A 22302-nucleotide genomic window follows, 5' to 3' on the forward strand; every position below is an offset into this window, starting at 1 on the left:
CCTCAGGCTACTGCCTCCGACCGGGGCCCGCGGGGCGTCCGAGGCGCGCCGTAGACTGGCGCCCATGTCAGCGCAGCCCGTGAAACGCGTTCGAACCCGCCACTTCCAGAACGCGAAGGACTCCGGTGTCCGCATCACCGGGCTGACCAGCTACGACCAGCTCACGGCGAAGATCTTCGACGACGCCGGGATCGACTTCCTCCTCGTGGGCGACTCCGCCGGCAACACGGTGCTCGGCTACGACACCACTCTGCCCGTCACCGTCGACGAGCTCATCCCGCTGGCGCGTGCCGTCGCCGGAGCCGTCGAGCGCGCCTTCGTCGTCGCCGACATGCCCTTCGGCTCCTACGAGTCGGGTGCCGACGACGCGCTGCACACGGCGTTCCGCTTCATGAAGGAGACGCACGCACACGCGGTGAAGCTCGAGGGCGGGGTCCGCTCCGCCGAGCAGATCCGGCGCATCGTCGAGGCGGGCATCCCCGTGATGGCGCACATCGGCTTCACGCCGCAGAGCGAGCACGGGCTCGGCGGCCACATGGTCCAGGGGCGCGGCGAGGGCATCGAGCAGCTGCTCGCCGACGCGCGAGCCGTCCAGGAGGCCGGGGCGTTCGCCGTCGTCCTCGAGATGGTGCCCGCGGACGCGGCACGTCAGGTGACGGAGGAGCTGCGCATCCCGACGATCGGAGTCGGAGCGGGACCGCACGTCGACGGACAGCTGCTCGTGTGGACGGATTTCGCCGGATTCACCACCGGCCGCATCCCCCGCTTCGTGAAGCAGTACGCGGATCTGCGCGGCGTGCTCACCGGAGCGGTCACCGCGTACCGGGACGACGTGGAGTCCGGCGCCTACCCCGGCGCCGAGCACAGCTACGAGTAGCCGCGGTCAGCGGTCCTCGGCGGCGTCCTCCTCTGCCCACTTGCGGCTGTTCTCGTGCAGCCGCTCGAGGGCGTGCTCCGCCTCCTCGCGAGAGGAGAAGGGTCCCACCCGGTCGACGGAGGGGGACACGAATCCCTGCTCCACCGTGCCGGCCTTGAGGTTGTACCACCAGGAGTTCGCGTCGCCGTCAGCCATGCCGCGATCCTACGCCGCAGCCCGCGTCGGTCCGCACCCCCGCCCTTCGCTAGCATGGCCGCTATGACTGCTGCGGCGACCGCCATCGGGATCGACATCGGGGGAACGGGCATCAAGGGGGCCTCGGTGGACCTGGCCGCGGGCACTCTGCTCAGCGACCGGATGAAGCTCGCCACTCCCCCGGGCGGCACGCCGAAGGACATCGTCGCCACCGTCCAGCAGATCCTCGAGAAGATCCCGGACCTGCCCTCGGACACCCCGGTCGGCATCTGCTTCCCCGCCGTCGTCGTCCACGGACGGACGATGTCGGCGGCGAACGTGTCGGACGAGTGGATCGGCCTCGAGGCCGAGAAGCTGTTCGAGGACGCGATCGGCCGGAACATCTTCTTCGTCAACGACGCCGATGCGGCGGGCTACGCCGAGTCGCGCTTCGGAGCGGCGAAGGACAAGGAGGGCCTGGTCATCATGACCACCCTCGGCACCGGCATCGGGACGGCGCAGATCCACGACGGGATCCTCATCCCCAACGCTGAGCTCGGCCACCTCGAGATCCACGGCGGCGACTACGAGAAGAAGGCCTCGTTCGCCGCCAAGGAGCGCGACGACCTCGACTACAAGCACTGGGCGAAGCGCCTGCAGCGCTACTACTCCCACCTCGAGGCGCTGCTCTGGCCCGATCTCTTCATCGTCGGCGGCGGCATCTCCAAGCACCACGACGAGTTCCTCCCGCTGCTCGACCTGCGCACCCCGATCATTCCGGCGGCGCTCCGCAACAATGCCGGCATCCTCGGCGCGGCCGCGCTCGCAGGGCGGGGCTGAGTCTTTTTCCTCGACGGTCCCCGCCCGCCGAGGCGCGGTCGGCCTCGGGAGGTGACGCGTTCCGGGGAGCGGGGTGCGGACGGCTACGGCGCAACGCTGGCACGCGTTTCGCCGGTTCGCCTGGTGAGTGGCGCCACGGCGGACGGACGTGATCAGACTTTCAGGGTTCAGCGGTCGCGGTGAGCCACGACGGGGCGGGGGCACCTGGTCCTCGGCGGCGATCCGCAACGGCGTCTCAGGACCGTCCTCCGGGATCGGCGCCTGCCGGACGTCGTGCTGCACCGCTTCGTCCGCAGGAGGCAGCGCGAGAGATGGACCGCGCCAGTCCTGTCGAGTGGCGGCGCAAGGATGTATCGAGACCCGGGAACCGCCACGGCAGGCCGTCGAGCTGCCTGCGGGCGGGAGCGCGAGCTCGGCGACCGGCGGAGACGCGAGATGCCCCGCCGGGGCGGGGCATCTCGTGGCGAAGGGGTCGGCTGATACGCCGGGTTCTGTTCACGCCGCGCCTCTCGGCGGGCGCTGGACGGCCATCTCTCTCGGAGCCACGTCGCCGTGACCCTCCAGCGGTCTACCCGAGGACCCGACGAGCAGCCGCATCGTCCTCTGTCTGACCTTGCTCCGGGCGAGGTTTACCGAGCGGACCGGATCACTCCGGCCCCTGGTGGTCTCTTACACCACCGTTTCACCCTTACCGCCGGCCGGAGCCGACGGCGGTCTGTTCTCTGTGGCACTGTCTCGCGGGTCGCCCCGGGTGGGTGTTGCCCACCGCCCTGCTCTGCGGAGCCCGGACGTTCCTCGGCACCACGGCTCTCGCCGCGGTGACGCGACCGTCTTGCCGGCCCGTTCGCCCGTCCAGTGTACGGCTCAGGCGAGGGTGGACTCCTCGCCGCGCACCAGGATGCAGCCGCTGTCGGGGCAGAGGACGACCTCGTCGGGAGCGGAGGCGCGGATCCAGGAGAGGTCCGACTCGGTGAGGGCCACGCCGCTCCCCTCCGACACCTTCCCGCGGAGGAGGGCCGCGCCGACTCCGTAGCGGGCGCGCTGCTTCTCGTACAGCTCGACCAGGTCCTCCGGAAGGGTCGGCACCAGGTCCGCCCGGTCCCGGGCGAGCGCCTCCTGCTTGTCGCGGAGCTTCTCGGCCTGCGCGTCGCGCTCCTCGGCGAGGGTCCCGAGCGAGGCGACGACCTCGTCGCGCTCGGCCTGAGCCGCGGCGACCTCGGACTCGATGCCCTCGATCCGCTCCATCAGGGTCAGCTCGATGTCCTCGAGGTCTCCCCGTCGCTTCACGAGGGAGGTGATCTCGCTCTCGAGCGCGGCGATGTCCTTGGCCGCGGATGCGGTCTGCAGCCGATCGCGATCGCGGGTGAGCCGCTTCTCGACCACGCTGACGTCGGACTCGATGCGCCCGAGCTCGGTGCGCACGTCCTCGAGGCGCCCTGTGCGCTCGGCGAGGGAGCGGCGGGTCTCGTTGTCGCGGGCCTGCATCGCCTGGATCCGCGCGATCTGCGGGAGCGTCGCGAGGGCGTGGCGCAGCTGCGCGCCCCTCGTGTCCAGACTCGCCAGAGTCAGGAGTTCGCGCTGGTGTGCGGGGCTGGCTTTCACGTGGCGGTCCTCGTTCCCGGCGCGCAGTACGGGCGCGCCGCGTCCATTCTCCCGTGCCCGCGGCGGGTCAGTGCACGATCGCGAAATCCCACGGGTCGGTGCGGGTCTCGCTCACCTCGACGGTGACCGTGGGCAGGGCCTCCCGCAGCGCGGTCGCGGCGACGTCGAGCCACAGCCACTCGCTCGCCCAGTGCGAGACGTCGATGAGGGCGGGACCGGTGCCGTGCAGGGCCTTCTCGCGCGCCTCGGACGCCGGGTGGTGCCGGAGGTCGGCGGTGATGAAGACGTCGCTCGTGCGGACGGCGGGGGCGTCCAGGAGCGAGTCCCCCGCTCCCCCGCAGAGCGACACGCGGCGCACGGGCGTCTCGTAGGCGCCCGCGGCCCGGACTCCCCCTGCGGTGGCCGGCAGGAGCTCGGCCACGGCTCCGGCAAGGCGTCCGAGCGTCACCTCCTCGGGCAGGTCGCCCACTCGGCCGAGCCCGACCGACGGGTCGGCGCCCGGGACGAGCGGAGTCGCGCCGGTCAGGCCGAGGCGGGTGGCGATCACGTCCGAGACCCCGTCCGCGACGATGTCGGCGTTCGTGTGGGCCGAGATCAGTGCGCAGCCGCCCCGGATGAGGTCCGCGAGCAGGCGGCCCTTGTAGCCGTCCTCGGCGATCGAGGTGACGCCGCGCAGCAGCAGCGGGTGGTGCGCGACCAGGAGCTGGTATCCGCCGTCGACGGCCTCCGCGACGGTGTCGGAGACCACGTCGACCGTGAGCAGGATCCGCTCCACCGCGGCGTCGGGGTCGCCGGTGACCAGGCCGGGCGCGTCCCAGCTCTCGGCGGCCGCCTCCGGCCAGAGACGGTCGATGACGGCATGGACGTCGCGCAGTGAGGGCATGCGTCCAGGGTAGGGCCGCTCAGCGCGGGTGGTCGGTCTCCACGGCGCGGATCGCGGCGTCTGCGTCGGCCGCCGCGTCGAGGTCGGCTCGCAGGTGGTCGTCCGACTCCGGCACGCGGACGGTGATGCCGCTGTACCGCTCGATCTCGATCAGGCCCGCGACTCCGGAGGCGGCGAGCACGTGGCCGCCGATCCCTCCGGTGGTGTCGACGACGTGCGTGTGCAGGCCGGCGACGCTGATCCCCTGGAACGGCTGCGGGCCGACGAAGCCCAGCAGCGTGCCCTCGACGCCGGTCAGCCGGACCTCGTGCTGGTCGCGCATCGCGTCCGCCAGGCGGCGGTAGGGCTCCGCCTGCGCGATCGGCCGGCGCAGGGTCGGCGTCTCCGCCGCGCGCGCAGGCGGACGCCGACGAAGACGTCCGGGCCGGGCACGAGCGAGCGCACCGCGGCCGGTCCGCCGAGCGGCGTGATCGGGAGCCGTCGCGGCGCACGGTCGGTGGTCCGTGCTTGCCTGGGGACCATAACGAGTACCTCCCCTGGGCCGTCGCGGCCGCCCTGCTCCTGGCCCTTCTCATCACGGTCGTCGCCGGCCGCCGACGGCGCACTGCGGCGAGAGCGGCGGCGGAGCAGGCCGCGGAGGAGGCCTCGGAGGAGCACCAGCGCACGATCGCCGAGCGCGACCGGAGCCACGAGGCGGCGCTCAAGGCACTGACGCGCGCGCGCGACGCCGAGCGCGACCTCAGTCGGACCGAGCTCGAGACGGCGCAGGAGGAGGTCGAGCAGACCCGTGACGCGCTCGCCAGGACCTGGAGCAGCGAGGCCGTCTCGCACACCCTGATCCGGGAGGCGTGCGCCTCGGCGGGGCTGTCCGGCGTTCTCGCCACGAACGTCGTCTTCGTACCGGTCGAGGCGCGCACGACGCGCCGCTTCCTCGCGCAGATCGACCATCTGCTGCTCACCCGGCACGGCGCGCTCATCATCGAGGCCAAGTACTGGCAGGGGGTCGTCTTCGACGGCGTGCGACCCGGTACCGTCCACCCCTCCTACTGCGTCCTCCCGGACGAGGATTCACTGCCCGGTCCCTTCGCGGTTCAGATCGCACCGGGGACGGTGTCGCGGTGGACGGTGCGCACGCATGTCGAGCAGCACGTCCCCGCCCGGCAGGTCCGGATCCAGGCCGCGAGGCTCAAGGAGCACCTGGCCCTGAACGGTCTGCCCATGCCGTGGTTCGAGACGGCCGTGCTCTACAGCCACCCCGACGTCAGGACGTACGCGCCCGGATGGCAGGGCACGGGAGCGGCACGGACGAGGATCCTGACGGGAGTCGACGAGCTGACGGACGCTCTGGCCGATCTCGCACGGCGCCCGGGCACCACGATCGGGGAGGACGCCTGGGGCGAGCTCTCCGGATTCCTCGCCGGATGCGGCGGCCATGTGGAGCCGGTCGGGCCGACCCGTGCGTGACCAGCAGGGGGACCCCGGTGGCCGGACGGGCACGGTCCTGGCTGGCCTGACCGGCCTGAGCCGGACAGGACGACGCCAGACCCTGTAACGCCGGGAACGACGAAGGTCCGCACTCCCGGAGGAGTGCGGACCTTTTCGGTGGATCCGAGGGGATTCGAACCCCTGACCCCCTGCATGCCATGCAGGTGCGCTACCAGCTGCGCCACGGACCCATGTTCTGTTCTGTCTTGCTTCGTGATGTCTTTCGCTGTCTCCGCCCGGCGGAAGCAACTCGAATAAACTACAACACGATCCGCGTGAAGTGAAATCGAGCGCTGTCGCCGGGCGTGTTCGTCAGTTCGGGGACGTCGACGAGTCGACGGCGACAGGCTGCTCGAGGGTGAACGGCACCGTCGGGCAGTCCTTCCAGAGGCGCTCGAGCGAGTAGTACATGCGGTCCTCCTCGTGGAAGACGTGCACGACGAGGTCGCCGAAGTCGAGGAGGATCCAGCGGCCCTCCGCACGGCCCTCGCGGCGCAGCAGCTTGGCGCCGGAGTCGTTCAGGCGGTCCTCCACCTCGTTCGCGATCGCGACAACGTTGCGCTCGGAGCGGCCGGTGGCGAGGAGGAAGATGTCGACCAGCGGCAGCGGCCCCGAGACGTCGAGGGCGACGAGGTCCTCACCGCCCTTGGAGTCGGCGGCGGTGGCCGCGAGCTGGAGCAGGGCGCGGGCGGAATCGGTCGCAGTCATGAAGCCTTCAGTGTCGGTGGTGGAGATCAGAAGATGTTGAGCACGAAGCCGCCGATGAACAGCGCGATCGCGCCGACCAGCAGGACGGCCGCGGTGATCGCGAGGACCACCGGGACGCTCACGCCGGCGCGCTTCTGCGGCGCGATCATCGAAGTGCCGGCGGCGTGGGTGGAGACGGCGCTGGACGCCCGGACCGGCTCGGACTCGCCGACGGGCTGCTCGCGGTCGATGCGGTCGACGTAGCGGTCCACATCGGGCGAGTCGTAGAGGTTCGGGTGCTGGCCCGTGGAGCCGAGGCTGCGCGGGAGGTCGAACGAGCCGGTGACGAGGATCTCCCCCGTGTCGGTGCCGACGGTCGCGCCGGGACCCGTGGTCGGCAGGATCAGCGCGTTGGTGGTGGTGACGGCACCGGTGGCGGCGACTCCGCTCGCGATGAGGGAGTCGAACGAGGCGTCCACCTCCTCCTTCGACTTGCTGTCGAGTTCCTCGGTGATGGCGAGGTGCTCGATCGGCGGCTCGAAGCTCCCGGTGATCTCGGTGGCCTTCTCGTCGGCGATGTCGAGGGATCCGCCCACCGACGCGAAGAGCGCGGTGTTCAGGTGCGGCTGCTCGGGCTGCTCGCCGGCCGTCGGCTGCTCGTCGTCCGCGTCCCGCTCGTCGGAGGCGTCCGCGGACGGCGTCTCGTCGTCGGCGGAGGAGCTCTCGATCTCGGCCTCGTGCACCTCGGCCGCGTCGGCCTCGTCGGCGTCCGCGGTCGCATCGGTGGCGGACTCGTCCGCCTCCTCCTCGGACGCCTCGGGGGCGTCCTCGGTGACGACGTCCTCGTCGCCCTCCGGCTCCTGCTCCGCTGCGCCCTCGGGCAGCGGCTCCGCATCACGGGACTCGTCGGCCGCCTCGATCACGGGGACCGCCCCGGTCGGCGGGAGCGCCGAGGCGCGCTCGAGGGCGCCCTCGACGTCGTCGGAGCGCTCGTCGTCGGACCGCTCCTCGTCGGCGGGCGGCTCCGCCTCCGGGGCGGCGGCGACCTTCTCCGCCTGCTGCTGCGCCAGCAGTGCGCGCAGCTCCCGACGGGTCAGCTGGCGGCCCGTGGCGTTCTCGGTGGCGACGATCTCCATCGAGGAGGTGCGCAGGTCGGGCTCGCTCGCGGGGCTCGGCTCGACGGGGGTGATCCGCAGGGCCTGGGTGGGGGTCAGCACCGGCATGTCGCCGGCGGTGGTGGCGGTCGCGGTGGCAGCCCGGCGGGACGTCGTCGGAACGGCGGCGGTCGTGGCCGCACCGGCCTCGCGCCTCTCGCGCTCGCGGATCTCGCGCCGGGTGAGCGGCTTCTCCTCGGGCTGAACTGTCATGACGTGCTCCGATACAGGTGGTGCTTCGAGATGTACTGGACGACACCGTCGGGAACCAGGTACCAGACCGGATGACCCCGGTTGACGCGGCTCCGACAGTCGGTCGAGGAGATCGCCAGTGCCGGAATCTCCAATAAGGATACGTCCTGGGCCGGCAATCCCGAAACGTTGAGGACGTGCCCCGGCCGGCTGACGGCGACGAAGTGGGCCAGCTCCCACAGCTCGTCGTAGTCCTTCCAGCTCAGGATCTGAGCGACCGCGTCCGCGCCGGTGATGAAGAACAGCTCGGCGTCGGGGTGCGCGGCGTGGATGTCGCGCAGGGTGTCGATCGTGTAGGTCGTGCCGATGCGGTCCACGTCGACGCGGCTGACGGTGAAGCGCGGGTTCGACGCCGTCGCGATCACCGTCATCAGGTACCGGTGCTCGGCGGAGGTCACCGTCTTCTTGTGCCACGGCTGGCCGGTGGGCACGAAGACGACCTCGTCCAGGTCGAACGACTGGGCCACCTCGGAGGCGGCGACCAGGTGACCGTGGTGGATCGGGTCGAAGGTGCCGCCCATCACGCCGATGCGCGGACGCCGCGGGCCTCCGCTCGCGGCGGACGTCACGATCGCTGGGCTCCCCGCCTAGTGTCCGTGACCGTGCTGGTCGTGGGAGCCGGCGCCGGTCTTGTGCGAGTGGCGGTTCGCCACGTCGCGGTAGCTCCAGGTGACGAAGCCGAGGGCCGTGAAGGCGACGGCGGCGATCAGGCCGAAGACGATCGGGGGGAACGGCAGCTCCGTGTGGGCCGCTGCTTCGGCGAGGACGGTCGTCGCGAGGGACATGCAGTGCTCCTTGGAGGTCGTGGTCGCCCCGGCGGGGCTCCGACGAGTCTACCCGGACGCCGCTCGACGGCGGATCGCCGGTCCGGGCGCTAGGCGCGGACCTGTCCCGCGCCGCGCAGCAGCCACTTCGTGCTGGTCAGCTCGGGAAGGCCCATGGGGCCCCGAGCGTGCAGCTTCTGCGTCGAGATGCCGACCTCGGCGCCGAACCCGAACTCCCCGCCGTCGGTGAAGCGGGTGGAGGCGTTGACCATCACGACCGCGGAGTCGACCTCGGCGAGGAAGCGCTCGGCGCTCCGGAGGTCGTTCGTCACGATCGACTCGGTGTGGTGGGTGGAGTACCGGTCGATGTGGGCCATCGCGGCGTCGAGGTCGTCGACGATCGCGACGGCGACGTCGAGCGAGTAGTACTCCGCGGACCAGTCCTCATCGGTGGCGGGCACCGCGTCGGGCCAGAGCGCCGCGACGCGCTCGTCGCCGTGCACGGTCACTCCCGCTTCCGCGAGCCGGCCGAGGACGGGCGGGAGGAGGCGCTCGGCGGCGTCGCGGTGGACGAGGAGGGTCTCGAGGGCGTTGCAGGTGCTCGGACGCTGCACCTTGGCGTTGTGGACGATGTCCACGGCCCACTGCTCGTCGGCACTGGCGTCGAGGAAGACGTGGACGACTCCGGCGCCCGTCTCGATCACGGGGACCGTCGACTCCGTCACGACCGACTCGATGAGGCCCGCGCTCCCCCGCGGCACCAGGACGTCGACGTAGCCGCGCGCTCGCATGAGGGCCTTCGCGCCCTCGCGGCCGTGGTCGTCGACCGTCTGCACCAGCTCGGCGGGCAGGCCGACGGAGGCGACGGCCTCCTGCAGCAGCTCCACCAGGACGCGGTTCGTGTTCTCCGCGGCCGTGCCTCCGCGCAGGATCACGGCGTTCCCGCTCTTGAGGGCGAGCGCCGCGATGTCGATGGTGACGTTCGGGCGCGCCTCGTAGATCGCTCCGACCACGCCGAACGGGACCCGCACCTGGGTGAGGGAGGCGCCGTTGGGCAGGTTCGATCCCCGCACCGTCTGCCCGACCGGATCGGTGAGCCCGACGACCGCGACGACGGCGTCGGCGAGGGACCCCAGGCGCGCCGCATCGAGGCGGAGGCGGTCCTGCAGGCCCGCGCTCATGCCGATCTCGCGACCCCGCTGGAGGTCGAGCTCGTTCGCCGGGACGACGCGCTCGGCGCTCGAGCGCACCGCGTCGGCGATGGCGAGCAGAGCCCGGTTCTTGAGGTCGGTGGTCGCACTGCGGAGGGAGCGCGACGCGACGCGGGAGGCGGCGAACCGCTCGGTCAGCGCACTGCTGTCGGGGGTCGTCTGCGGCATCCGGCCAGTGTAGAGGCAGACGACCCCGGCGGCGGGAGTCAGCTCTCCTCGACGGCCTCCGTGCCGTCGCCCTCGTCGGCGACGCGCCAGACGCCACCCTGGCGCTCGCGCTCGAGCTCCGCGCGGGCCTCGGCCTTGGCGTCCATCCGCTCGAAGTAGTCCTCGCGACGCTCGTTGCGGGTCTTGCGCCGGTTGTCCTCGAGGCGGAGGTCCGTTCCGCGGGGCGCGGTGATGAGCTCGGCCGTCGAGGTGAGGGTCGGCTCCCAGTCGAAGACGACGCCGTCGCCGGGGCCGATGACGACGGTGGAGCCGGCGACCGCTCCGGCCGAGAAGAGGCCGTTCTCGACTCCGAGCTTGGCCAGGCGGTCGGCGAGGAAGCCGACGGCCTCGTCGTTCGTGAAGTCGGTCTGCGCGACCCAGCGCACGGGCTTGGTGCCCAGGACCCGGTACACGTTGCCGTACGAGCCGCCCTCGACCCGGATCTCGAAGTCCTTCTCGTCCACGGCGCGGGGGCGGATGGTGATGCGCTCCACCCGCGGCACGGCGGCGAGCTCGAGGCGGTGCTTCTCGACGATCTCGGCGAGGGCGAACGTCAGCTGGCGGAGTCCCGAGTGGCTGACCGTCGAGATCTCGAACACGCGGTAGCCGCGGCCCTCGAGGTCGGCCCGGACGAAGTCGGCCAGTTCCTGGGCCTCGGGCACGTCGACCTTGTTGAGCGCGATCAGCTGCGGCCGCTCGATCAGCGGCACCTGTCCGTCGCCAACGGGGTACGCCGCCAGCTCCCCGAGGATGATGTCGAGGTCGGTCAGCGGGTCGCGGCCGGGCTCGAGCGTGGCGCAGTCGAGCACGTGGACGAGCGCGGTGCAGCGCTCGACGTGGCGGAGGAACTCCAGGCCCAGGCCCTTGCCCTCGCTCGCGCCCTCGATGAGACCGGGCACGTCGGCGACGGTGAAGCGCGACTCCCCCGCCTGCACGACGCCGAGGTTGGGCGCGAGGGTCGTGAACGGGTAGTCCGCGATCTTCGGCTTGGCCGCCGAGATCGCCGCGACGAGGCTCGACTTGCCCGCCGAGGGGAATCCGACGAGCGCGACGTCCGCGACGGTCTTCAGCTCGAGGACGACGTCGCCCTCCCAGCCCGGCGTGCCGAGCAGCGCGAAGCCGGGCGCCTTGCGCTTCGTGGTGGCGAGCGAGGCGTTGCCGAGCCCGCCCTGCCCGCCCGGAGCGATGACGAACCGGAGGCCGGGCTCGTCCATGTCGATCAGCTGGTCGCCGTCCGGCGACTTGACGACCGTGCCGACCGGGACGGGGAGCTCCATGAGCTCGCCGTTCCCGCCCGCGCGGTGGTCGCCCATGCCGGGACCGCCGTTCTCGGAGCTGCGGTGCGGGTGGCGGTGGTAGGCGAGCAGCGTCGTCGTCTGCGGGTCGGCGACGAGGACGATGTCGCCCCCGTGCCCGCCGTTGCCGCCGTCGGGGCCGGCGAGCGGCTTGAACTTCTCGCGACGGACGGAGACGCAGCCGTTGCCGCCGTGGCCGGCACGCAGATGCAGCGTGACGTTGTCGACGAAGGTGACCATGGTGTGAATCCGTCCGTGAGTGCGTGCGGCGCCGGGATGCCGGCGCCGGGGGGCTGTGCCCCGGTAAACGCGCAAGGGGCGAGCCGAAGCCCGCCCCTTGCGTCCTGTGCCTGTGCGGCCGAGGAGGTCGACCCTACTGGGCGGCCGCCACGATGTTGACGACCTTGCGGCCGCCCTTGCTGCCGAACTCGACAGCGCCCGCCGAGAGGGCGAACAGGGTGTCGTCGCCACCGCGTCCGACGTTCGCGCCGGGGTGGAAGTGCGTGCCGCGCTGGCGGACGATGATCTCGCCCGCGTTCACGACCTGGCCGCCGAAGCGCTTGACGCCGAGACGCTGCGCGTTCGAGTCGCGACCGTTGCGAGTGGAGCTCGCGCCCTTCTTGTGTGCCATTTCTCATCTCCTCGAGACCGGGGGGCCGCAGCCCCGTGCTGTTGCCCTGCAGGGCGATGGCTCGCTCCGCAGGTCAGCTCAATTCCTTTGCAGGACTACTTGATGCCAGTGACCTTGACGCGCGTGAGGTCCTGACGGTGCCCCTGGCGCTTCTTGTAACCGGTCTTGTTCTTGAACTTCTGGATGATGATCTTCGGACCACGGAGGTCCTCGAGCACCTCGGCGGTGACGGTGACGCCCGCGAGGGTCGCCGCGTCCGAGGTGATCGACTCACCGTCGACGAGCAGCACGGCAGGAAGCTGCACGGTGCCGTTCTCGTCGGCCTTGACGCGGTCCATCGTCACGATGGTGCCGACCTCGACCTTCTCCTGCCGACCGCCGGCGCGCACAACTGCGTAAACCACTTCTCGTACCTGTTTCTCGTCTGGACGGAGCGGAGGCCTCGTCCGGGGCTTGTAGGGACGGGGCTGAGCCCCGGTCTTCCGGTTCGTACCCGTCTCCTCACGACACGAGGGAACCGGCACCGCGGCCCGCGCCCCGTGAGGGGCGGAGCGACAACGGAAATCTGCGTGAGCACATGGATCGCGCCACACCAACGGTCAAGAGTACGGGATCCGCGCTCCACGGTCAAACGCACACGACTGCGAAGCCGTGTCCACCCGACCGGCGACCCCGTCACGATAGTCGAGGAGGAGGCGCGTGGACGGACGGCGCGCCGCCTACGATCGGGGAATGGCCATCCTCGTCGACGCCGCGCGCTGGCCGGCGCACGGCCGGCTGTGGGCGCACCTCGTGAGCGACGTCTCGCTCGAGGAGCTCCACGACTTCGCGCGCCGTCTCGGCGTGCCTGAGCGCGGCTTCGACCTGGACCACTACGACGTGCCCGAGGAGCGGATCGACGAGCTCGTCGCCGCGGGTGCGGTCGCCGTCGGCGCGCGGGAGCTGGTCGAGCGGCTGAGGCGGAGCGGGCTCCGCGTCCGCGGGCGCGACCGGGACGCCGAGAGGGCCCGGCGCCGGCTCTCGCCGGGCACCGGGCCCTCCTGACACCGGGTCGCGCTACTGGTCGGCGCGGCGCGGGGTCTGCTCGGGGATGACCGCGACTCCGGTGAGCGCGGCCGTCGTGACGCGGCGGCTCTTCGCACGGCCCTGGCCGGGCTGCTTGGGGGCCGGCAGAGCGTCGAGCACGGAGTCGAGCAGGTGCTCGGCGACCTCGCTGCGGACGCGGCGCGGAGGCGTGACCGGCGCGATCGGGATGTCGAGGATCGGCGCGGCAGCGGCCGGCTCGATCTCCTTCTCGACCGGGGTCTCGACGGGAGCCGACTCGACGGCCGCCGTCTCGGCGGCCTCCTGGCGCGGCTCGCGGTCGCGGCTGCGACGACGGCGCTCGCCCCGGGCGGGACGCTCGCCGCGACGGCTCGGCTCGGACGGCTGCTCCTCGGGTGCCGTGGCGGACTCCTCCGGCGCCATGGCCTCGACGGTCTCGGCGGCGTCCTCGACCAGCGCGGCCGCCTCCTCCGCCGCCTGGCGCACGGCCTGGGGGTGGATGGTGCTGGCGGCGATCTGCGCGAGCGCGTTCTTCGCGTCGTCCGTGATGGCGTGGGTGCTGACCGGCTTGGTCGCCGGCGCGCCCTGCCCGTTCTGCCCGCCGTTCGAGCGCCCGGAGGCGGCGGGCTGCTGCTCGCCGCCCTTGCCCCGGCGGCGCTGCTCCTGCTGCGGAGCGGCGGTCAACCGGTGCTTGAGCACGGGGTCGTGGTGGACGATGACGCCGCGTCCGGCGCAGATCTCGCAGTTCTCACTGAAGGTCTCGAGCAGGCCCAGGCCCAGCTTCTTGCGGGTCATCTGCACGAGGCCGAGCGAGGTGACCTCGGCGACCTGGTGCTTCGTCCGGTCGCGGCTCAGGCACTCGACCAGGCGGCGGAGCACGAGGTCGCGGTTGGACTCGAGCACCATGTCGATGAAGTCGACGACGATGATGCCGCCGATGTCGCGCAGGCGCAGCTGGCGGACGATCTCCTCGGCCGCCTCCAGGTTGTTCTTCGTGACCGTCTCCTCGAGGTTCCCGCCCGAGCCGACGAACTTGCCGGTGTTGACGTCGACCACCGTCATCGCCTCGGTGCGGTCGATCACGAGCGAGCCGCCGCTGGGCAGCCACACCTTGCGCTCCAGCGCCTTCTCGATCTGCTCCGTGATGCGGAACTCGTCGAACGCGTCCTTCTCACCCGTGTAGACCTCGACGCGCTCGAGCAGATCGGGTGCGACCTGGCTGAGGTAGAGCTCGATGGTCTCGCGGGCGTCGTCGCCGGCGATGACCATCTTCTCGAAGTCCTCGTTGAAGACGTCGCGGACGATCTTGATCAGCAGGTCCGGCTCGCTGTGCAGGAGAGCGGGAGCCTGCCCGGTCGCGGCCTTCGCGCTGAGAGCCGTCCACTGCGCGGTCAGGCGCTCGACGTCGACGGTCAGCTGCTCCTCCGTGGCGCCCTCGGCCGCGGTCCGGACGATGACGCCCACGTTCTCGGGCAGCACCTCCTTGAGGATCTTCTTCAGGCGGGCGCGCTCAGTGTCCGGGAGCTTCCGCGAGATGCCGTTCATCGAACCGTTGGGCACGTAGACGAGGTAGCGGCCGGGGAGCGAGATCTGGCTCGTGAGACGGGCGCCCTTGTGGCCGACGGGGTCCTTCGTGACCTGGACGAGGACCCGGTCGCCGGGCTTGAGCGCGAGCTCGATCCGGCGGGGGCCGCCGGCGTTGTTCGCGGCGTCCCAGTCGACCTCGCCGGAGTAGAGCACGGCGTTGCGCCCGCGTCCGATGTCGACGAAGGCGGCCTCCATGCTCGGGAGGACGGTATGTACGCGGACGAGGTAGACGTTACCGATGAGCGACGCCTCCTGAGAGCGGCCGATGTAGTGCTCGGCGAGGACGCCGTCCTCGATCACGCCGATGCGGATGCTGTCCTCCTTCGAGCGGACGACCATGACGCGGTCGACGGCCTCCCGGCGGGCGAGGAACTCGGACTCGGTGACGACCGTGCGGCGCCGGCCGGCGTCGCGGCCGGCGCGGCGGCGCTGCTTCTTGGCCTCGAGGCGGGTCGAGCCCTTGATGCGCTGCGGCGCGGTGATGAGCTCGGGCTCGCGGGCCTCGCGCTGCTCGCGCGGCTGGCGGACCCGGACGACGGTGTTCTCGGGGTCGTCGGAGCCGGACCTCTCGCTCTCGCCGCTGCGGCGGCGCGAGCGGCGGCGGACGGAGCCCTGCTCCTCGGCCGGGCTCTCGCGCTCCTCCTGGACGCCCAGCGGCGCACCGCGGGGAGGCAGCGGAGCCAGCTCGACGTAGTCGGGCAGGACCGGCGCCTGGAACAGCAGCGACGGGCTCGGCAGTGCGGGCCGTCGCGGCTCCTCCTGCTCGGCGCCCGGAGTCTGCGGGAGGGCGTTGAAGAACACCGCGCCCGTCGACGTCGACGGCTCGGCCGCCTCCGCGGCGCTCCCGGTCTCGGGCAGCTCGGTGCCCTCGGCTCCGGTCTGGTCGGTCTCGTTGCTGTCGATGATCGTCTCCCCTGTCGCTGGCGCGCTCGACTCGGTCCGCCGGGTAGCCCGGCGGCCACCGAAGAGGCGGCTGATCTTCCTGGCCCCGCTGCGGGGCTCGTCGCGGTCCCGATCGGATCCGCTCGTACTGTTGTCTTCCACCATTCCTGGTGCACTCCTCGGCCGGGTCGTCCGCCGCGTCGTCTTCCCGGATGCTTCTCTCGTGCGAGGGGCCTCGGCCCGCCGCGAATCCTTCCGCTCCCCCGGTCCCGTCGCGCTCGTGGCGCGGGACTCCGGTTGCAGCTGCACTCTCGGAACTGACTATCCGACACTCGCTCCTCCGCGGTGCGACCTGCGGTCGACTCCCGGCGGAGCGGAGATCCGGCGCGTCCATTCGCGGAACGCTGTCGATCTCCTGTGGCCCGGTACTCGCCCGGTAAACCTTCTTCGCGTCGATGCGGGGTCCCCCGGACCGACGGCTCCGATTATCGCACGCATTCCCAGAGGCGCCGATCCGGCGCGTGCCATAATCCCCCGGTGTCCAGCGATCCCGGGGTGCGCGACGCCCCCACCCAGCAGCGCCCCGTCGTCTTCGCCGTCCTGCTGATCGTCCTCGGCGTGATCGGCTGGACCGCCGCCTTCGCCCTCACGAACGACAAGTTCGCCGCTCTCGAGAACCCGGATGCGGGCCTCGGCTGCGACTTCAGCCTGCTCGTGCAGTGCAGTGCGAACCTGAACTCGGTGCAGGGCGCGGTCTTCGGCTTCCCGAACCCTCTCATCGGCCTGGCGGCCTGGATCGCGCCGATCGTGGTGGGGCTGGGCCTGCTCGCGGGCGCCCGGTTCGACCGGTGGTTCTGGGCGGCCTTCAACGTCGGCTTCCTGCTGGCCCTGGTGTTCGTGGGCTGGCTCATCGCGACGAGCGTCTTCGCGCTCGGAACGCTCTGCCCCTGGTGCATGCTCACCTGGGCCGTCGTCATCCCGGGCTTCTGGCTGGTGACGCTCCGCAACCTCCGTGAGGGCGTGTTCCCCGTCCCCGCCGGGGTGCGCCGCTTCGCCGGTGCCGCCTACGGCTGGGTCCCGTTCATCACGCTGCTCTGCTACCTGCTGATCGCGGTGATCGCGCAGGTGAGGCTGAACGTGCTCGCCTACCTCTGACGGACGTCGTCAGAGGCAGGCGGCCGAGCGGCTCAGGCGAACCAGAGGCCGAGCTCGCGCGCGGCCGACTCCTCGGAGTCGGACCCGTGCACGAGGTTCTGCTGGACTTTGAGGCCCCAGTCGCGGCCGAGGTCGCCGCGGATGGTGCCGGGCGCGGCCGTGGTCGGGTCGGTGGTGCCGGCGAGGGCGCGGAAGCCCTCGATCACGCGGTCGCCCGCGATGCGCAGGGCGACGATCGGGCCGCTCTCCATGAACTCGACGAGCGGCTCGTAGAAGGGCTTGCCCTCGTGCTCGGCGTAGTGGGCGGCGAGCAGCTCCCGGTCGGCCTCGACGAGCTTCACGTCGACGAGGGAGTAGCCCTTCGCCTCGATGCGGCGGAGGATCTCGCCGGTGAGGTTGCGGGCGACGCCGTCGGGCTTGACGAGGACGAGGGTCTCCTGAGTGGCCATAGTTCAGCGGTCTCCTTCGGTGGGGTCGGTGGCCTCCGCCGCCCGGCGCGTCTGAGCGTCGAGGCGGGTGCCGGTCACCATGCAGTACGTCCACAGCGCCACGAAGGCGGCGCCGATCACGTACATGATCGGGACCAGCAGGCCCGAGGCCACGATAACGAACTGCAGCACCCAGCCGATGCGGAAGCCGACCGGCCGGTCCAGCAGGCCCAGAGTGGCGACGAGCGCGAGGCAGACCACCGCTCCGCCGACCAGCACGACCACGGGGTCGGCCGCCTTCAGCCCGAAGGCGACCAGGGTGGCGAGGAAGACGATGACCGCCTCGAAGCCGAGCACGATCGAGCCGAGGCTCTCCCGGACGGTCCGCGAGCGCCGCGGGCGTCCGGCCCTCACGCGCCCATCCAGTTCTCGTCGCGGGCCGCTTTGATCGTGCGGCCTACGAGGGTGATCGAGCCCGTGACCAGCAGAGCGCCCTTATCGGTGCGCGCCGCGAGGACGCGGCCGGCCGTCAGAGCACCCAGCGGGTCATCGGCGACGCGGACCGCCTCCTCCGGGAACACGGTGCGGGCGAGCGCGGCGAGCTCCTCGGCGGGCATCGCCCGATCGCTCGGCGCCGTGGTCACGATCAGCTCGTCCACCACGGGGCGGAGCTCCCGGAGGATCCCGTCGGCGTCCTTCTCGGCCAGCACGCCGAGGACGGCCGTCACGCGGTCGAAGTCGAAGTAGCGCCCGAGAGCGGCGGCGAGGGACGCGGCCCCGTGCGGGTTGTGCGCCGCGTCGACGACGGTGCGCGGAGCCAGTCCGACGAGCTGCAGGCGGCCCGGGGAGGTCGCGGCGGCGAAGCCCTCGTCGAGGACGTCGCCGGTGAGCTCCTGCGTCCCGCCTCCCAAGAAGGTCTCGACCGCGGCGACGGCCACGGCGGCGTTCTCGGCCTGGTGGTCGCCGAAGAACGGCAGCAGCAGCTGCTCGTACGTGGTGACGAGTCCCCGGACGGTGACGACCTGGCCGCCGACGGCGACGGTCGTCGACTCGACGTCGAACTCCGCCCCCTCGAGGACGATCGTCGACTCGGTGGCCTCGGCCGCGTGCCGCAGCACCGCCTCCGCCTCCGGGACCTGCCTCGCGGAGACCACCGATGCGAGCGGCTTGACGATGCCCGACTTGGTGCGCGCGATCTCCTCGATCGTCGAGCCGAGGCGGTCGGTGTGGTCGAGGGCGATCGGCGTGAAGACGGCGACCTGCGCGTCGGCGACGTTCGTCGAGTCCCACTCGCCGCCCATCCCCACCTCGACGACGGCCACATCGACCGGCGCGTCGGCGAAGGCCGCGTAGGCCAGGACGGTGATCGCCTCGAAGAAGGACAGCGGCGCCTCGCCCTGCTCGGCCAGCTCGGCGTCGGTCATCCGCAGGTACGGCTCGACGTCCTGCCAGTTGTCGGCGAGGCTCCGGTCCGAGATCGGCTCTCCGTCGATGACGATGCGCTCGTTGAAGCGCTCGAGGTGCGGACTGGTGAACAGGCCCACCCGCAGCCCGTGGGCGCGCAGCAGGCTCTCGATCATCCGGCTGGTCGAGGTCTTGCCGTTGGTTCCGGCGATCTGGATCACCGGGTAGGCGCGCTGCGGGTCGCCGAGGATCTCGACGGCGCGCCGGGTCGGAGCGAGGCGCGGGCGGACGCTCGCCTCGCCCAGGCGCTCCAGCAGCGCGGCGTAGACGGCGTCGGCGGCCGCGCGGTCGGCGTCGTCCGGCTCGAACGGATCAGACATCGGCGGCCTCGACCTTCTCGACGCGGATGATGGCGGTGCCCGCGGGGCCGACGGCGATCGCGCCCTCGCCGCCCTCGAGAGCGGTGGTGAGCGGAGTGAACGCGCATCCGGTCGCGAGGGTCTCCTCCGCGATCCAGAGCGCGTGCGGCTCGAGCGCCTGCAGGCTCGGCTCGTCGAGCACGACCTCCAGGACGATCCGGTCGCTGACCTCGAACCCGGCCGCCTTGCGGGCGTCCTGCACCGCGCGGATGAGGTCACGGGCGAGCCCCTCCGCTTCGAGCTCGGGGGTGGTCGCCGTGTCGAGGAGCACGAAGCCCCCGCGCGGGAGCAGGGCGATGGCGCGGTCGTCGCCGGCCGAGCCGCCGACCTCGAGCGTGAGCTCGTACTCGCCCTCGACCAGCTCGACGCCGCCGGCGGTGACGACACCGTCCGTCTCGCTCCAGTCGCCGGCCTTGGCGGCCCTGATCACGGTCTGCACGCCCTTGCCGAGCCGGGGCCCGGCGGCGCGCGCGTTGACCGCGAGACGGGAGGTGACGCCGTAGTCGGCGGCGCTGGAGTCGACCAGCGGCACCAGCGACACCTCCTTCACGTTCAGCTCGTCGCGGAGGATCGCCTCGAACGGCGCGAGCTCGGCGGCGTCCGCGACCACCACGGTCAGGCGCGCGAGCGGCAGGCGGACGCGGAGCCCGGCCTGCTTGCGGAGGGAGAGCGCGGTGGACGAGATGCCGCGGACAGCGTCCATCGCGTGCACGAGCGCCGGGTCGGCGGGGAACTCGTCCGCCTCCGGCCAGTCGGTGAGGTGGACGCTGCGGCCGCCGGTCAGGTCCTGCCAGATCTGCTCCGTGACGAGAGGCAGGAGCGGGGCGGCGACGCGGCACACGGTCTCGAGGACCGTGTAGAGCGTGTCGAACGCCTCCGATCCGCGGCCGTCCTCGTCGACGCCCTGCCAGAAGCGGTCGCGGGAGCGGCGCACGTACCAGTTCGTGAGCACGTCGCTGAAGTCGCGGAGCGCGGCGGCCGCGAGCGTGGAGTCCAGCGTCTCGAGGGGGCCGGTCACGGTCTCGACCAGAGCGCGGGTCTGGGCCAGCAGGTAGCGGTTGAGGACGTGCGCGGAGGGGGTGCGCCTGGTGGCCTCGTAGCCGCCGCCCGCCGAGGGGTTGGCGTAGAGGGAGAAGAAGTACCAGGTGCTCCACAGCGGCAGCAGCACCTGGCGGACGCCCTCGCGGATGCCCTCCTCCGTCACGACGAGGTTGCCGCCCCGGAGGACCGGGCTCGACATCAGGAACCAGCGCATGGCGTCGGAGCCGTCGCGGTCGAAGACCTCGGCCACGTCCGGGTAGTTGCGCAGCGACTTGGACATCTTCTGCCCGTCGTTGCCCAGCACGATGCCGTGGCTGACCACGTTGCGGAACGCCGGGCGGTCGAAGAGCGCGGTGGAGAGCACGTGCAGCGTGTAGAACCAGCCGCGCGTCTGCCCGATGTACTCGACGATGAAGTCCGCTGGGTTGTGGGTGTCGAACCAGTCGGCGTTCTCGAACGGGTAGTGCACCTGGGCGAAGGGCATCGATCCGGAGTCGAACCAGACGTCGAGGACGTCGCTGATCCGGCGCATCGTCGACCGCCCGGTCGGGTCGTCGGGGTTCGGGCGGGTCAGCTCGTCGATGAACGGCCGGTGCAGGTCGTCCGGGCGCACGCCGAAGTCGCGCTCCAGCTCGTCCAGCGAGCCGTAGACGTCGATCCGCGGGTACTCCGGGTCGTCGCTCTTCCATACCGGGATCGGCGAGCCGAAGTAGCGGTTGCGGCTGATGGACCAGTCGCGCGCGCCCGAGAGCCACTTGCCGAACTGGCCGTCCTTGACGTTCTCGGGGACCCAGGTGATCTCCTGGTTGAGCTCCTCCATGCGGTCGCGGATCGCGGTGACGCGGACGAACCAGCTCGAGACCGCCTTGTAGATCAGCGGATTGCGGCAGCGCCAGCAGTGCGGGTACGAGTGCTCGTAGCTCGCCTGGCGGAGCAGCCGGTGGTCCGCGCGCAGGAGCTGCGTGAGGGGCTTGTTCGCGTCGAAGACCTGGAGGCCGGCGACCTCGCTGATCTGCGGCAGGAAGCGGCCGCCGTCGTCGACCGAGATGATGACGGGGATGCCCGCCGCCTCGCAGACCTTCTGGTCGTCCTCGCCGTAGGCGGGCGCCTGGTGCACGATGCCGGTGCCCTCGCTGGTGGTCACGTAGTCGGCGACGAGGATGCGCCACGCGTTCTGCGTGCCCCAGGCCTCGGTGTCCGCGTAGTGGTCCCAGAGGCGGTCGTAGCTGATCCCCTCGAGCTCGGAGCCGCGGTGGGTGCGCGAGACGGCGGCCAGAGCCGACTCCGCGTCCGGATAGCCGAGGTCCTTCGCGTAGGCGCCGACCTGGTCGATGGCGAGCAGGTACTCGGCCGAGAGCTCGCGCTCCTCGGGCTCGCCCCTGCCGTCGGCCGCGCCGTTCGGGCCGGCGGGGACGACCGCGTACTCGATGTCGGGCCCGACGGCGAGCGCGAGGTTCGTCGGCAGCGTCCACGGCGTCGTCGTCCACGCGAGAGCGCGGACCGCCGTCAGCTGGAGCGCCTCCGCCGTCTCGCCGACCAGCGGAAAGGTGACGGTGACCGTCTGGTCCTGCCGCATCTTGTAGACGTCGTCGTCCATCCGCAGCTCGTGGTTCGAGAGCGGCGTCTGGTCGCGCCAGCAGTACGGCAGCACGCGGTGGCCCTCGTAGGCGAGGCCCTTGTCGTAGAGCTGCTTGAACGCCCAGATCACCGACTCCATGAAGGTGGGGTCGAGCGTCTTGTAGTCGTCGTCGAAGTCGACCCAGCGCGCCTGGCGGGTGACGTAGTCCTGCCACTCCCCGGTGTAGCGCAGCACCGACTCCTTCGCGGCGGCGTTGAAGGCCGCGACGCCCATCTCCTCGATCTGGGACTTGTCGGTGATGCCGAGCTGCCGCTCCGCCTCGAGCTCGGCGGGCAGGCCGTGGGTGTCCCAGCCGAAGCGGCGGTGCACCTGGCGTCCGCGCATCGTCTCGAAGCGGGGGAAGACGTCCTTGGCGTAGCCGGTGAGGAGGTGCCCGTAGTGCGGCAGGCCGTTGGCGAACGGCGGGCCGTCGTAGAAGACCCACTCCGGCGCTCCCTCGCGCTGCCGGATCGACTCCTGGAAGGTGTCGTCCGCCTTCCAGTACGCGAGCACGCGCTCCTCGATCTCGGGGAAGCGCGGCGACGGGGACACGCCCCGGCCGAACGCGGAGCCCTCGGCGGGCTCGGCTCCGTGCGGGGTGGGCGGCGGGGTGTCGATCGAGTAGACGTCGGCGCGGGTGAGGCCGGTGCGGTCGAACCGGT

The 22302-nt window shown here is 71.7% G+C and carries 22 protein-coding genes, 1 tRNA gene and 1 other RNA gene; 5 read left to right on the plus strand and 19 right to left on the minus strand.

Annotated elements, in window-relative coordinates:
* Positions 1-64 precede the first annotated feature (64 nt).
* Positions 65-877 carry a 3-methyl-2-oxobutanoate hydroxymethyltransferase gene (gene panB / locus C5D04_RS08975; RefSeq protein WP_104226711.1) on the plus strand — a complete coding sequence of 271 codons (813 nt, stop codon included), beginning with the start codon at positions 65-67 and terminating at the stop codon, positions 875-877.
* Between the two features lie 6 nt (positions 878-883).
* Here the strand turns inward: panB and C5D04_RS08980 are convergent, their stop codons facing one another.
* A complete protein-coding gene (locus tag C5D04_RS08980) occupies positions 884-1072 on the minus strand; it encodes an SPOR domain-containing protein (RefSeq protein ID WP_104223671.1) in 189 nt (62 codons plus the stop codon).
* A 63-nt stretch (positions 1073-1135) separates the two neighbouring features.
* Here C5D04_RS08980 and ppgK point away from each other — a divergent pair, with 63 nt between their 5' ends.
* Positions 1136-1891 carry a polyphosphate--glucose phosphotransferase gene (ppgK, locus tag C5D04_RS08985; protein WP_104239180.1) on the plus strand — a complete coding sequence of 252 codons (756 nt, stop codon included), beginning with the start codon at positions 1136-1138 and terminating at the stop codon, positions 1889-1891.
* Between the two features lie 464 nt (positions 1892-2355).
* Here ppgK and rnpB read toward each other — a convergent pair.
* From rnpB to C5D04_RS09005, 4 genes are all read right to left on the minus strand, one after another.
* Positions 2356-2734: RNase P RNA component class A (gene rnpB / locus C5D04_RS08990), an RNA gene on the minus strand.
* Positions 2735-2755: 21 nt separating this feature from the next.
* Positions 2756-3493 (minus strand): zinc ribbon domain-containing protein, encoded by a 738-nt coding sequence (locus tag C5D04_RS08995; RefSeq protein ID WP_104347607.1) that lies wholly within the window; start codon positions 3491-3493, stop codon positions 2756-2758.
* A 67-nt stretch (positions 3494-3560) separates the two neighbouring features.
* Positions 3561-4376 carry a Nif3-like dinuclear metal center hexameric protein gene (locus C5D04_RS09000; RefSeq protein ID WP_104223674.1) on the minus strand — a complete coding sequence of 272 codons (816 nt, stop codon included), beginning with the start codon at positions 4374-4376 and terminating at the stop codon, positions 3561-3563.
* A gap of 19 nt (positions 4377-4395) precedes the next feature.
* Complete coding sequence (locus tag C5D04_RS09005) at positions 4396-4698, minus strand: acetolactate decarboxylase (protein WP_374953136.1); 303 nt, start codon at positions 4696-4698, stop codon at positions 4396-4398.
* Positions 4699-4883: 185 nt separating this feature from the next.
* Between C5D04_RS09005 and C5D04_RS09010 the strand changes: the two genes are divergently transcribed.
* Positions 4884-5840, plus strand: coding sequence for a nuclease-related domain-containing protein (locus tag C5D04_RS09010; RefSeq protein ID WP_104347608.1), 957 nt, complete (start codon positions 4884-4886; stop codon positions 5838-5840).
* A 139-nt stretch (positions 5841-5979) separates the two neighbouring features.
* On the opposite strand, the gene C5D04_RS09015 is transcribed toward C5D04_RS09010, so the two are convergent.
* The 9 genes from C5D04_RS09015 to rplU form a co-directional block, all read right to left on the minus strand.
* Positions 5980-6052, minus strand: a tRNA-Ala gene (locus C5D04_RS09015).
* A 121-nt stretch (positions 6053-6173) separates the two neighbouring features.
* Positions 6174-6569, minus strand: coding sequence for a ribosome silencing factor (gene rsfS / locus C5D04_RS09020; protein WP_104347600.1), 396 nt, complete (start codon positions 6567-6569; stop codon positions 6174-6176).
* A 26-nt stretch (positions 6570-6595) separates the two neighbouring features.
* Positions 6596-7915, minus strand: coding sequence for a hypothetical protein (locus C5D04_RS09025; RefSeq protein ID WP_104347609.1), 1320 nt, complete (start codon positions 7913-7915; stop codon positions 6596-6598).
* Positions 7912-8523, minus strand: a complete 612-nt coding sequence (nadD, locus tag C5D04_RS09030; RefSeq protein WP_104223678.1) for a nicotinate-nucleotide adenylyltransferase — start codon at positions 8521-8523, stop codon at positions 7912-7914. Before nadD ends, C5D04_RS09025 begins: the two co-directional genes overlap by 4 nt.
* Positions 8524-8541: 18 nt before the next feature.
* The gene (locus C5D04_RS09035) at positions 8542-8739 is read right to left on the minus strand and encodes a hypothetical protein (protein ID WP_104223679.1); all 198 of its coding nucleotides are present in this window, start codon (positions 8737-8739) and stop codon (positions 8542-8544) included.
* Positions 8740-8828: 89 nt separating this feature from the next.
* Positions 8829-10097: a glutamate-5-semialdehyde dehydrogenase gene (locus tag C5D04_RS09040; RefSeq protein WP_104347597.1), complete on the minus strand. Its 1269-nt coding sequence runs from the start codon at positions 10095-10097 to the stop codon at positions 8829-8831.
* 38 nt (positions 10098-10135) lie between these two features.
* On the minus strand, positions 10136-11671 hold the full coding sequence (gene obgE / locus C5D04_RS09045; RefSeq protein ID WP_104295482.1) for a GTPase ObgE: 1536 nt from the start codon (positions 11669-11671) through the stop codon (positions 10136-10138).
* A 133-nt stretch (positions 11672-11804) separates the two neighbouring features.
* The gene (gene rpmA, locus C5D04_RS09050; protein ID WP_068209107.1) at positions 11805-12062 is read right to left on the minus strand and encodes a 50S ribosomal protein L27; all 258 of its coding nucleotides are present in this window, start codon (positions 12060-12062) and stop codon (positions 11805-11807) included.
* Positions 12063-12157: 95 nt separating this feature from the next.
* Positions 12158-12466, minus strand: coding sequence for a 50S ribosomal protein L21 (rplU, locus tag C5D04_RS09055; protein WP_104223682.1), 309 nt, complete (start codon positions 12464-12466; stop codon positions 12158-12160).
* Between the two features lie 328 nt (positions 12467-12794).
* Between rplU and C5D04_RS09060 the strand changes: the two genes are divergently transcribed.
* The gene (locus tag C5D04_RS09060) at positions 12795-13106 is read left to right on the plus strand and encodes a DUF4031 domain-containing protein (protein WP_104347596.1); all 312 of its coding nucleotides are present in this window, start codon (positions 12795-12797) and stop codon (positions 13104-13106) included.
* Between the two features lie 12 nt (positions 13107-13118).
* Here C5D04_RS09060 and C5D04_RS09065 read toward each other — a convergent pair whose 3' ends face one another.
* The gene (locus C5D04_RS09065; RefSeq protein WP_104347610.1) at positions 13119-15740 is read right to left on the minus strand and encodes an Rne/Rng family ribonuclease; all 2622 of its coding nucleotides are present in this window, start codon (positions 15738-15740) and stop codon (positions 13119-13121) included.
* 372 nt (positions 15741-16112) lie between these two features.
* On the opposite strand from C5D04_RS09065, the gene C5D04_RS09070 reads away from it, so the two are divergent.
* Positions 16113-16730, plus strand: a complete 618-nt coding sequence (locus C5D04_RS09070; protein ID WP_258065401.1) for a vitamin K epoxide reductase family protein — start codon at positions 16113-16115, stop codon at positions 16728-16730.
* 32 nt (positions 16731-16762) lie between these two features.
* On the opposite strand, the gene ndk is transcribed toward C5D04_RS09070, so the two are convergent.
* Genes ndk through ileS form a run of 4 tightly spaced genes read right to left on the minus strand, consistent with a single transcriptional unit; the run spans position 16763 to position 22192 of the window.
* Positions 16763-17179, minus strand: a complete 417-nt coding sequence (gene ndk / locus C5D04_RS09075) for a nucleoside-diphosphate kinase (protein WP_104223686.1) — start codon at positions 17177-17179, stop codon at positions 16763-16765.
* A gap of 3 nt (positions 17180-17182) precedes the next feature.
* Positions 17183-17572: a DUF4233 domain-containing protein gene (locus tag C5D04_RS09080; RefSeq protein WP_258068873.1), complete on the minus strand. Its 390-nt coding sequence runs from the start codon at positions 17570-17572 to the stop codon at positions 17183-17185.
* Complete coding sequence (locus C5D04_RS09085; protein ID WP_104347593.1) at positions 17569-18942, minus strand: folylpolyglutamate synthase/dihydrofolate synthase family protein; 1374 nt, start codon at positions 18940-18942, stop codon at positions 17569-17571. Before C5D04_RS09085 ends, C5D04_RS09080 begins: the two co-directional genes overlap by 4 nt.
* Positions 18935-22192, minus strand: coding sequence for an isoleucine--tRNA ligase (gene ileS / locus C5D04_RS09090; protein ID WP_258068877.1), 3258 nt, complete (start codon positions 22190-22192; stop codon positions 18935-18937). The genes C5D04_RS09085 and ileS overlap by 8 nt, the downstream gene beginning before the upstream one ends.
* Positions 22193-22302: the final 110 nt, after the last annotated feature.

Source organism: Rathayibacter sp. AY1D2 (assembly GCF_002932695.1).
Taxonomy (GTDB): Bacteria; Actinomycetota; Actinomycetes; order Actinomycetales; family Microbacteriaceae; genus Rathayibacter.

Coding starts and splice junctions, on each gene's coding strand:
- panB (WP_104226711.1), top strand. CDS start 65: ATGTCAGCGCAGCCCGTGAAACGCGTTCGAACCCGCCACTTCCAGAAC.
- C5D04_RS08980 (WP_104223671.1), bottom strand. CDS start 1,072: ATGGCTGACGGCGACGCGAACTCCTGGTGGTACAACCTCAAGGCCGGC.
- ppgK (WP_104239180.1), top strand. CDS start 1,136: ATGACTGCTGCGGCGACCGCCATCGGGATCGACATCGGGGGAACGGGC.
- C5D04_RS09000 (WP_104223674.1), bottom strand. CDS start 4,376: ATGCCCTCACTGCGCGACGTCCATGCCGTCATCGACCGTCTCTGGCCG.
- C5D04_RS09005 (WP_374953136.1), bottom strand. CDS start 4,698: ATGCGCGACCAGCACGAGGTCCGGCTGACCGGCGTCGAGGGCACGCTG.
- rsfS (WP_104347600.1), bottom strand. CDS start 6,569: ATGACTGCGACCGATTCCGCCCGCGCCCTGCTCCAGCTCGCGGCCACC.
- C5D04_RS09025 (WP_104347609.1), bottom strand. CDS start 7,915: ATGACAGTTCAGCCCGAGGAGAAGCCGCTCACCCGGCGCGAGATCCGC.
- C5D04_RS09035 (WP_104223679.1), bottom strand. CDS start 8,739: ATGTCCCTCGCGACGACCGTCCTCGCCGAAGCAGCGGCCCACACGGAG.
- C5D04_RS09040 (WP_104347597.1), bottom strand. CDS start 10,097: ATGCCGCAGACGACCCCCGACAGCAGTGCGCTGACCGAGCGGTTCGCC.
- obgE (WP_104295482.1), bottom strand. CDS start 11,671: ATGGTCACCTTCGTCGACAACGTCACGCTGCATCTGCGTGCCGGCCAC.
- rpmA (WP_068209107.1), bottom strand. CDS start 12,062: ATGGCACACAAGAAGGGCGCGAGCTCCACTCGCAACGGTCGCGACTCG.
- C5D04_RS09060 (WP_104347596.1), top strand. CDS start 12,795: ATGGCCATCCTCGTCGACGCCGCGCGCTGGCCGGCGCACGGCCGGCTG.
- C5D04_RS09065 (WP_104347610.1), bottom strand. CDS start 15,740: ATGGTGGAAGACAACAGTACGAGCGGATCCGATCGGGACCGCGACGAG.
- ndk (WP_104223686.1), bottom strand. CDS start 17,179: ATGGCCACTCAGGAGACCCTCGTCCTCGTCAAGCCCGACGGCGTCGCC.
- C5D04_RS09085 (WP_104347593.1), bottom strand. CDS start 18,942: ATGTCTGATCCGTTCGAGCCGGACGACGCCGACCGCGCGGCCGCCGAC.